Source organism: Streptomyces ureilyticus (assembly GCF_011045025.1).
In the GTDB taxonomy this organism is placed as follows: domain Bacteria; phylum Actinomycetota; class Actinomycetes; order Streptomycetales; family Streptomycetaceae; genus Streptomyces; species Streptomyces ureilyticus.
Genome location: NZ_JAAKZX010000323.1, coordinates 1 through 8,077, shown reverse-complemented (window position 1 = coordinate 8,077; position 8,077 = coordinate 1). Strand labels below are relative to the sequence as shown.

General features: G+C 68.7%; 11 protein-coding genes. 6 read left to right on the top strand and 5 right to left on the bottom strand.

Translation table 11 applies throughout. The features are described 5' to 3' along the window. Window positions 1-396 precede the first annotated feature (396 nt). Window positions 397-582, top strand: a complete 186-nt coding sequence (locus G6048_RS45405) for a hypothetical protein (protein WP_165345473.1) — start codon at window positions 397-399, stop codon at window positions 580-582. A gap of 225 nt (window positions 583-807) precedes the next feature. Here G6048_RS45405 and G6048_RS45400 read toward each other — a convergent pair whose 3' ends face one another. Next, entirely contained in the window at window positions 808-1,107 is a 300-nt protein-coding gene (locus G6048_RS45400) for a hypothetical protein (RefSeq protein WP_206342938.1), read from the bottom strand. 93 nt (window positions 1,108-1,200) lie between these two features. Next, complete coding sequence (locus tag G6048_RS45395) at window positions 1,201-1,482, bottom strand: hypothetical protein (RefSeq protein ID WP_165345471.1); 282 nt, start codon at window positions 1,480-1,482, stop codon at window positions 1,201-1,203. 112 nt (window positions 1,483-1,594) lie between these two features. Here G6048_RS45395 and G6048_RS45390 point away from each other — a divergent pair, with 112 nt between their 5' ends. Further along, a complete protein-coding gene (locus G6048_RS45390; RefSeq protein WP_165345470.1) occupies window positions 1,595-1,795 on the top strand; it encodes a hypothetical protein in 201 nt (66 codons plus the stop codon). 601 nt (window positions 1,796-2,396) lie between these two features. Here G6048_RS45390 and G6048_RS45385 read toward each other — a convergent pair. Then, window positions 2,397-2,594 carry a hypothetical protein gene (locus G6048_RS45385; protein ID WP_165345469.1) on the bottom strand — a complete coding sequence of 66 codons (198 nt, stop codon included), beginning with the start codon at window positions 2,592-2,594 and terminating at the stop codon, window positions 2,397-2,399. A 50-nt stretch (window positions 2,595-2,644) separates the two neighbouring features. Then, window positions 2,645-3,349 (bottom strand): helix-turn-helix transcriptional regulator, encoded by a 705-nt coding sequence (locus G6048_RS45380; protein WP_165345468.1) that lies wholly within the window; start codon window positions 3,347-3,349, stop codon window positions 2,645-2,647. Window positions 3,350-3,433: 84 nt separating this feature from the next. Here G6048_RS45380 and G6048_RS45375 point away from each other — a divergent pair, with 84 nt between their 5' ends. The 4 genes from G6048_RS45375 to G6048_RS45360 all read left to right on the top strand — a co-directional run bounded on the left by G6048_RS45375 (window position 3,434) and on the right by G6048_RS45360 (window position 7,728). Then, a complete protein-coding gene (locus tag G6048_RS45375) occupies window positions 3,434-3,871 on the top strand; it encodes a hypothetical protein (RefSeq protein ID WP_165345467.1) in 438 nt (145 codons plus the stop codon). A gap of 234 nt (window positions 3,872-4,105) precedes the next feature. Further along, window positions 4,106-5,221, top strand: a complete 1,116-nt coding sequence (gene tal, locus G6048_RS45370) for a transaldolase (protein WP_165345466.1) — start codon at window positions 4,106-4,108, stop codon at window positions 5,219-5,221. A 161-nt stretch (window positions 5,222-5,382) separates the two neighbouring features. Then, on the top strand, window positions 5,383-6,636 hold the full coding sequence (locus G6048_RS45365; RefSeq protein WP_165345465.1) for an NAD(P)/FAD-dependent oxidoreductase: 1,254 nt from the start codon (window positions 5,383-5,385) through the stop codon (window positions 6,634-6,636). 21 nt (window positions 6,637-6,657) lie between these two features. Continuing rightward, window positions 6,658-7,728, top strand: a complete 1,071-nt coding sequence (locus G6048_RS45360) for a glycoside hydrolase family 15 protein (RefSeq protein WP_328828876.1) — start codon at window positions 6,658-6,660, stop codon at window positions 7,726-7,728. Here G6048_RS45360 and G6048_RS45355 read toward each other — a convergent pair. Further along, window positions 7,692-8,077 (bottom strand): transposase (locus tag G6048_RS45355; protein WP_165337808.1); only part of this gene is annotated, 386 nt, incomplete at its 5' end. The genes G6048_RS45360 and G6048_RS45355 overlap by 37 nt on opposite strands.

The window sequence follows — 8,077 nt, the reverse complement described above, 5'->3', positions numbered from 1 at the left end:
GTTCTGGGGTGGGTGGGGGTGTTGGTGTGTTGTACGGGCAGGTGGTGGACTCGGAACGCGAGCTGGGGCCGTCCCCCGCGCCGACCTGCGTGGTCGACACGGACGCCGACAGCATTACGCGGTATAGAACTCCTTCGACGCGGACTCTGCTCCCGAGTGGCTGACGGGTCTGATCGAGAAGTACGCCCGGCTCTCCTTGTAGCTCCGCCCGGCCCCCCGCCGCGCGCCGGGGGATCGCCGTTCAGCCGACCAACTCGCCCCGGACCACGGAGAAGGAGATCCCCGAACGGGCCAAGCAGCTGCGCAGCGGCGTCGCTTACCGTCCACCAGCTGGAGGTCGTCAAGGACGTCGACCCGCTCGCCGACATCCTCGCCGCCCTCGGCGCCGCGTCCCGCATGCGGACGCAGGAGGTACTCCAGCGACTCCCCGCACGCGACGAGGCCTACCACCGCGAGTGGAAGAACGGCGACCTCAAGGAGTTCCTCGAGGGCTTCGACGCCGAGCCGCACAAGAGCGAAGGCGTCATGGTGGTCGAACGCAAGAAGGTCGTCGACGCCCTCGCCAGCCGCGACGCGGCGTAGAGGGCTCCCCGAGGGCTCGGGGAGTTCTCCCTCACCGCCTCCCTGGCCTGCCTCCCTCGGTGTGACCTGCACAGATGATCGCTGAGGGAGACCAGCCTCCACACCTGAGGAAAACGGGAAACGAGCGGTTCAGCCTTCCCGGCCGGCCTCCCTCCCCGGCAGTCGTCGGAGGGAGAGGCGACGTTGTACGCCGTGACCCCGCGAGCCCCCGAGATGACCCGCCGGTCAGCCAGTCTTCTTCTGCTCGCGGATCTCGTGAACGCTGGCCGTAAGCGTGCCGTCTTGCTGCTCGTAGTGGGAGAGGGCGACGCCGAGGCCGAAGAAGGTGGGCGCCCATTCGCCGACGAAGATGCCCCACCGGTCAGCGCGGGCCAAGCCGCGACCCCGCCGGAAACCTAGCCCGCCGACGGGCTCGGCATTCAGGCTGGTGAACCAGGAGGCCACGGACAGGCCGATGCTACCGATGGCGGCCATGTAAGCGTGCTCGCTGCGTATGCCCATGTCGTGGAGTCTCTTGATGACCATGATCTTCTCCATCCTGCGGCAATAACCAGACGGAGTACCCGAAACCGGTCAGGCTAACCAGTGCTGCGCACGAGGCAGAGGTAGCGAGTGCTGCTAAGCGACCAGTGAGTTGTAGAGCTCGGTCATTTTGGTGTCGAAGGGAGGCGCGTTCAGTTCCTGGGCGGCAGGGATCACCCGTTCGCGAAGAAAGCGGTCGTGATGTTCCGCAGACTCCCAGACATCGACAACCTGCCAGCCGCCTCCCTCCAAGGGCGCCGCATAGTGGGCGATCATCCCACTTGGCAGGTTGTTAGGGTCAGGAATGACCTGGTCGATGGTCGCCTGGTAGAGTTCCTTGGTCCAGTCAGGGCTTTGGTGATACGCAAGGATGGGCATCCGCGAGCCCTCCTTTCGCACGGGTCGGTCTTTGCTCACGACGCTAGGTATCGGGACTGAGGGCCGCGACCGCCGGTACTCCACCGGTGCGCCACTGCCGCATCATGGGGCCATGGAGTCGCAGATCATCCGGCCCGGCCACCTCGCCGCACACCAGACCGCCCAGCAGCTCGGCATCGCCCTCGACGGCGTCCGGCAACTCGTCCGACGCGGCCGGCTGAAGCGCTCCGGCGGCAGCCCACGACAACCCTGGTACGCAGTCGCCGACGTCGCCGCACTCGCCGCCGAACGCCGCGCAGCCAACGCAGCTTGACCGCAGGTCAGCGCCGTGTCACGTTCCTGGTGAACAACTGTTGCCTCAACCGGCACCCACAGCAGCCCCGGCGAGAGCCGAGGGCCCAGCGGTCCGAAGCCACAGCCGCGACCGGCGACGGCCAAGCTCAAGCCCCGGTACCCAAACGCTCCGGATCTCCAGCCGGCCGACCCCGCGGGTGGGGCGTGGAGACTGCGCCGGACATGCGGACCGCGGCCGCGCTGATCGGCGCGTGCATCGAGCGATCGCTCTGTGTCAGCAGGCCCTTGCCTCGAAGCTCTTCTGCTGGGTGCCCCCGGCGACTGGCTGTCGCTGCAGCGGGCCGCCCTGACGCTGGGCGCTGGTGTGGGACGTCGCCGACCTGATCGCGTATGACGGATGAGCCGCTGATCGTTCCACGCTGAACACAGGGTCGTCGTGGACGGGCAGTGACTCTCCACGGCAGTTCCCGGGGCTCGCGTGGCGACCCGAAGGCTCTATCCTCGCGCCACCCGGCTCACCGCCAACAGCGGCGGCGGGCCTGCGCCGGGCGTCCGATACGACGGCGCAGGCCGCGGTGGGGGTGGCCAGAAGCCCCGCTCCGCCGACGTAACCGTAGGCGTTACGTCGTGCCGAGCATCTTGAGGCCGTCGATGAGTTTCATGCCGCCCTCCCGCCCTGCCGCGCCGCCGGTGTCGCGGACGACGCGCAGCGGGTTGATGGACGGCACCGTCGTCTGGGGGCCGGGGATGCCGATGAAGCGGGTGGGGATACCAGCCTTTTCCGGTGCCGAGGCTGCGACCGGTGCGGTGATGTCCATGACGTACTCCTCGGGGATGTCGAACTGCGGGCTGCGAGTGGTGTAACGCTTCAGGATGGGCGCACGCTGGTGGGTGGTGCGGAAGTCGGCTCCAGGCGGACGCAGCAGTGACCGGCGTGGGGCGCCAGGCACGCTTGGAGGCCGCTTTCGGCGAGCCCTTCCAGCACGCCTCGAAGCAGGTGGAGGTTCATGCCGCACACCGTCTGGGTGTGTTCGCGGGCGAGCGCGTGGAACGGGCAGTTGCCCAGGACGATCGCGTCACCGTCACAGCGGGGTTCGAAGCCGTTCTCTTCCAGCACGGCGAACGCATCTGCCTGGCCCGGTCCGGCGAGTTGTGTGCCTAGCTCGTGGGCCTTTCGGTGCAGGACCGGGCGGACCGGTTCACCGGTGGCTTCGGATTCCTCCAGCGCCTGGGCGAGGAGCCGTCCGGCCAGCTCGTAGTGTCGCTCGGGCAGGCTGACGGTGACCTGCTTGCTGGAGCGCCTGTAGAGCTTGGCGGGTCGGCCCGCTCCCGGGCCGGTTCGTCCGCTGCGCCGTTCGTAGACGACGTCGAGCAGTGATTCGTCAGCCAGCCGGTCCAGGTGGAAGGCCGCGGTCTGGCGGGCAAGGCCGAGGGCCTCGGCGGCTTCGTCGCGGCTGACCGGTCCCGGCTGGCGCACGACGTGGTCGTAAAGCCTCCTGCGGGTCGGCTCGTCGAGCGCGGCGACGGCGGAGACGTCGGGGCTGGGTGCTTCCTTCGAGTGATCCACGAACACCAGTGTAAAACCAACAGTGATTGACTAAAGAAGATTAGCGCGCTTCTATCGTTAGTAAGAGTTGTCGATAGAAGGAAGGGTGTCATGTCGTCCGCAACCACAACCACCACATCCGCCGCCTCCCGGCGGGCCGTGCTCACTGATCCCGGCTACCAGGCGTTCGTCATCCTGCGCACCGGGTTCACCGTGGCGCCGATCCTGTTCGGGCTGGACAAGTTCGCCAACCTGCTCGTGGACTGGCCCACCTACCTCGCGCCGTGGATCAACGATGTCGTTCCTGGCAGCGCCCAGGCGGCCATGTACGCCGTTGGAGTGATCGAGATCGTCGCGGGCCTTGCCGTCGCGTTCGCACCGCGTTTCGGGGGCTGGCTGGTGGCCGGATGGCTCGCCGGGATCATCGTCAACCTGCTGACCATCCCCGGGCACTACGACATCGCGCTGCGCGATGTCGGCCTTCTGCTCGGCGCGGTCGCCCTCGCCCGGCTCGCACAGCGTTACCACGGCAAGCAGCAGTCTCACTGACGGCAGGCAGCAGCCACGGAAAGTGACGAGGCGGGTGGGCCCCTCCATCGGCTCACCCGCACGCGTTGCCGGGGCTGGCTCGGCTATCCGGAACGCGGGTAACACCCGCCCGGCATCGAGTCACCGCGCGGTCGCCGGCCTCCTTGCGTCAAGGAGGTCTGCGCCCCGTCCGCAGGAGATATCGGTGCGGCATACAAGAGGGCATCGCCCGAAGCGACGCGAGGGAGGAAGATCATGAGTGAGAACCTGGACCGGCTGGCCGTCGAAGGCGTAGCTGTCTGGCTGGACGACCTGAGCCGGGAGCGGCTCGGGGGCGGCCAACTGACCGACCTGGTGCGGGAACAGCGGGTGGTCGGCATCACCAGCAACCCGACGATCTTCGCCAAGGCGATCCGCTCGGGTGCCCGCTACGACGAGCAAGTAGAGGATCTCGCCCGGCGCGGGGTTCGGGTCGAGGAAGCCGTCAGGCTACTGACCGCGTTCGACGTGCGCTGGGCCTGCGACGTACTGCGCCCGGTGTACGAGGCCAGCGAGGGTGTCGACGGGCGGGTGTCGCTCGAGGTGGATCCGCGCGTCGCCCACGACACGGCGGCGACGGTCGCCGAGGCACGGGCACTGTGGTGGCTGGTGGACCGCCCGAACCTGTTCGTGAAGATCCCCGCCACGCAGCAGGGCCTGGAGGCGATCAGCACGGCGCTTGCCGAGGGCATCAGCATCAACGTGACCCTGATTTTCTCGCTGGACCGCTACGACCAGGTGCTCCGCGCCTTCCTGGACGGCATGGGCAGGGCGCATGCGGCGGGCCACGACCTGACGTCCATCACGTCGGTGGCCTCCTTCTTCGTCAGCCGGGTGGACACCGAGGTCGACAGCCGACTGGACAAGACCGCCACACCGGAGGCACGAGACCTGCGCGGCCGGGCAGCAATCGCCAACGCTCGCCTGGCCTACCAGCACTTCGAGCAGGCATGCGCATCAGACCCATGGAGGACCCTGGCGGCGGCCGGGATGCGCCCGCAACGCCCGCTGTGGGCATCCACCGGGGTGAAGGATCCCGCCTACGACGACACCCGATACGTCGACGAACTGGTGGCTCCCGGAGTGGTCAACACCATGCCGGAACAGACCCTGCGCGCGGTCGCGGACCACGGCCGCATCCAGGGCGACACCATCCATGGCACCTACGCGCAAGCCCAGCAGGTACTCGATGGCCTGGAGGCTGTCGGAGTGTCCTATGACGACGTGGTGCGTGTGCTGGAGGACGAGGGCATAGCCAAGTTCACGGCCTCCGGCAATGAACTCTTCGAACAACTGGATACCGAACTTCACACCAAGCGCGCCGCCGCCTGATGCCCGCCGGTCGCCGACGGGACCATCCCGGAGCAGCCTCCTGCGACCACCGATCGGCAGACACACCCAGCAAACACCGCAACCACCCGCAGCGCAGCGCCATCGCCGACGATGGGCTCCAGGGCGGCGAGGGCACAGCCAAGGCAGCAGAAGGAGAGGACATGGCCGCAAACACAGGACTCGTGATCGTCGGAGCCGGCCAGGCTGGTGCGAAGGCAGCACAAACCCTCCGGGAAGAGGGCTTCGATGGCCCCATCGTGCTGTTCGGAGAGGAGAACCAGCACCCCTACGAACGTCCGCCGCTGTCCAAGGGCTACCTGCTGGGCAAGGAAGAGCGTGAGACGGTCTACGTCCACCCGCCCCAGTGGTACATCAAGCACGACATCGACCTGCGCCTGGGCGCCACCGTCACAGCGATCGACCCGGCCGGACATGAAGTGACGCTCGCCGATGGCAGCCGCATAGGCTACGCGAAGCTGCTATTGACCACCGGCTCATCACCGCGCCGCCTGCCGGTGCCTGGAGCCGACCTCGAAGGGGTCCACTACCTGCGCCGGCTCGCCGACAGCGACCGCATCAAGGAAGCCTTCAGATCCGCATCCCGCATCGCAGTGATCGGCGCCGGCTGGATCGGCCTGGAGACCGCGGCCGCCGCACGCGCGGCCGGTGTGGAGGTCACCGTCCTGGAGACGGCGGAACTGCCCTTGCTGCGCGTACTGGGCCGCGAGGTGTCCCAGATTTTCGCCGCCCTGCACACCGATCACGGAGTCGACCTGCGCTGCGGCGTCCAGGTCGCCGAGATCACCGGCGACGCGGGCCGGGCGAGCGGCGTGCTGCTGGGCGACGGCAGCCGCATAGGCGCCGACGCGGTCATCGTAGGAGTCGGCGTCACCCCGAACACCCAGCTCGCCACAGCCGCCGGCCTCGACGTCGGCAACGGCATCCGCGTCGACGCCGACCTGCGCACCTCCCACCCGGACATTTACGCCGCCGGGGACGTCGCAGACGCCTTCCACCCGCTGCTCGGCCGGCACATCCGCGTCGAACACTGGGCCAACGCCCTCAACCAGCCCCAGGTCGCGGCCAAGGCGATGCTGGGTCGGGGCGTGATGTACGACCGTATCCCGTACTTCTTCACCGACCAGTACGACCTGGGTATGGAGTACACCGGCTATGTCGAACCCGGGGGTTACGACCAGGTCGTCTTCCGCGGCCGGACCGACACCCGCGAGTTCATCGCCTTCTGGCTCGCTGAGGGCAGGGTACTGGCTGGCATGAACGTCAACGTCTGGGACGTCACCGACCCGCTCCGCGCGCTCGTCACCTCCGGAGAACCGGTCGATCCGACGCGGCTCGCCGACCCCGACGTACCCCTGAGCGGCCTTCTCGGCCGGCCCGACTCCACCGGACGATAGCCCGGAGAAGGTGGTCTCAAGGTGACAGCCCCGCCTCCTGCATCAGGCCCTACCCCGACCGACCCGGACACCGCACAACCTCTGGTACGGGCGGACGGGTATGCGCCACTGCGGGACTACGCCGTGATCGGGGACGGGCGCTCCGCCGCGCTCATAGCTCGCGACGGCTCGGTGGACTGGCTGGCCTGGCCCGACCTGGACTCACCCACCCTGTTCGCCGCCGTCCTCGACCAGGCCCGCGGCGGCGGATTCCTCCTCCAGCCTGACGTGCCCTGCACCGCAACCCGCCGCTACCTCCCCGGCACCAACGTCTTGGAGACGACGTTCACCACCGTGCAGGGCACGGTCCGGCTGACCGACGCGCTGACCCTGGCCGACGACCTCTCCCTGGCGCCCGGTCGGGAACTGGTCCGGCGGATCGAGTGCCTCGCCGGCAGTGTCCCCATGCGCTGGAGCGTCCAGCCGCGCTTCGAGTACGGCACGCGCGCACCGCTCATGACTCAGCGCGCCGGGATCCCGGTGGCGGTCTCAGGGCCCGACGCGGTCGCCGTCTGCGCCTGGAACGCGGGAAATCCGCAGTGCACGAGCGACTCGGTCACCGCACGATTCCACGCCGATGCCGGTACCCGGGCCCTGATCGCGCTCGCCTACGCACACCAGGAACCGCTGGTCCTGCCCACGCGTGCCGAGTGCGAGGACCGCCTGGACAAGACCACCGTCGCCTGGCGACAGTGGGCCGAACAGCGCACGTACACCGGCCCCTGGCGCGAGGCGGTGCTCCGCAGCGCGCTCGCCCTCAAGCTCCTGGTCTTCGCGCCCTCCGGCGCGGTCGCCGCCGCCGCGACCACCTCGCTGCCCGAGGAGCTCGGCGGTGAGCGCAACTGGGACTACCGCTTCAGCTGGGTCCGCGACTCCGCCTTCACCCTGGACGCCTTCCTCAAGCTGGGCTGCGCGCCGGAAGCCACTAGCTACTTGCTCCTGAAAAAGTGTTTGGCTTGGTCGGAGCCGGTTGTTGCGCGTTTGCTCCGGGGCCGGGGGCGGGGGTGCCTGCTTCCTCACGGGCTGCTGACGGTCATCCGGTGGAGGTTGTAGGCGAAGATCCCGAGTCCGGTCCAGGTCTGCGCGCCCGCCAGGCGGCGCAGTCGGGTGCGGCGGAAGCCGAAGCTGCGCTTGAGGTGGCTGATGCGGGCTTCGATACCGACTCTCCAGTTCCGCATCCGGCGGAACGGGCGGGTGCGCTCGTGTTCGCGTCGTGCCTTTCCCGGTGTTCCTTTGCGTTGGAGGCCGATCCGCTGGACGCCGAGTTCAGCCAGTGCCCGGTCGTTGGCGGCGGTGCCGAAGCCGCGGTCGGCGACGACGGTGCCGGGCGGTCGGCCAGTCAGCGTGGTCACTCGCTCGACCGAGGGGACGAGTTGCGGTGCGTCGGGCGGGTTCCCGCGGT

Coding starts and splice junctions, on each gene's coding strand:
- G6048_RS45405 (WP_165345473.1), top strand. CDS start 397: ATGCGGACGCAGGAGGTACTCCAGCGACTCCCCGCACGCGACGAGGCC.
- G6048_RS45400 (WP_206342938.1), bottom strand. CDS start 1,107: ATGGTCATCAAGAGACTCCACGACATGGGCATACGCAGCGAGCACGCT.
- G6048_RS45395 (WP_165345471.1), bottom strand. CDS start 1,482: ATGCCCATCCTTGCGTATCACCAAAGCCCTGACTGGACCAAGGAACTC.
- G6048_RS45390 (WP_165345470.1), top strand. CDS start 1,595: ATGGAGTCGCAGATCATCCGGCCCGGCCACCTCGCCGCACACCAGACC.
- G6048_RS45385 (WP_165345469.1), bottom strand. CDS start 2,594: ATGGACATCACCGCACCGGTCGCAGCCTCGGCACCGGAAAAGGCTGGT.
- G6048_RS45375 (WP_165345467.1), top strand. CDS start 3,434: ATGTCGTCCGCAACCACAACCACCACATCCGCCGCCTCCCGGCGGGCC.
- tal (WP_165345466.1), top strand. CDS start 4,106: ATGAGTGAGAACCTGGACCGGCTGGCCGTCGAAGGCGTAGCTGTCTGG.
- G6048_RS45365 (WP_165345465.1), top strand. CDS start 5,383: ATGGCCGCAAACACAGGACTCGTGATCGTCGGAGCCGGCCAGGCTGGT.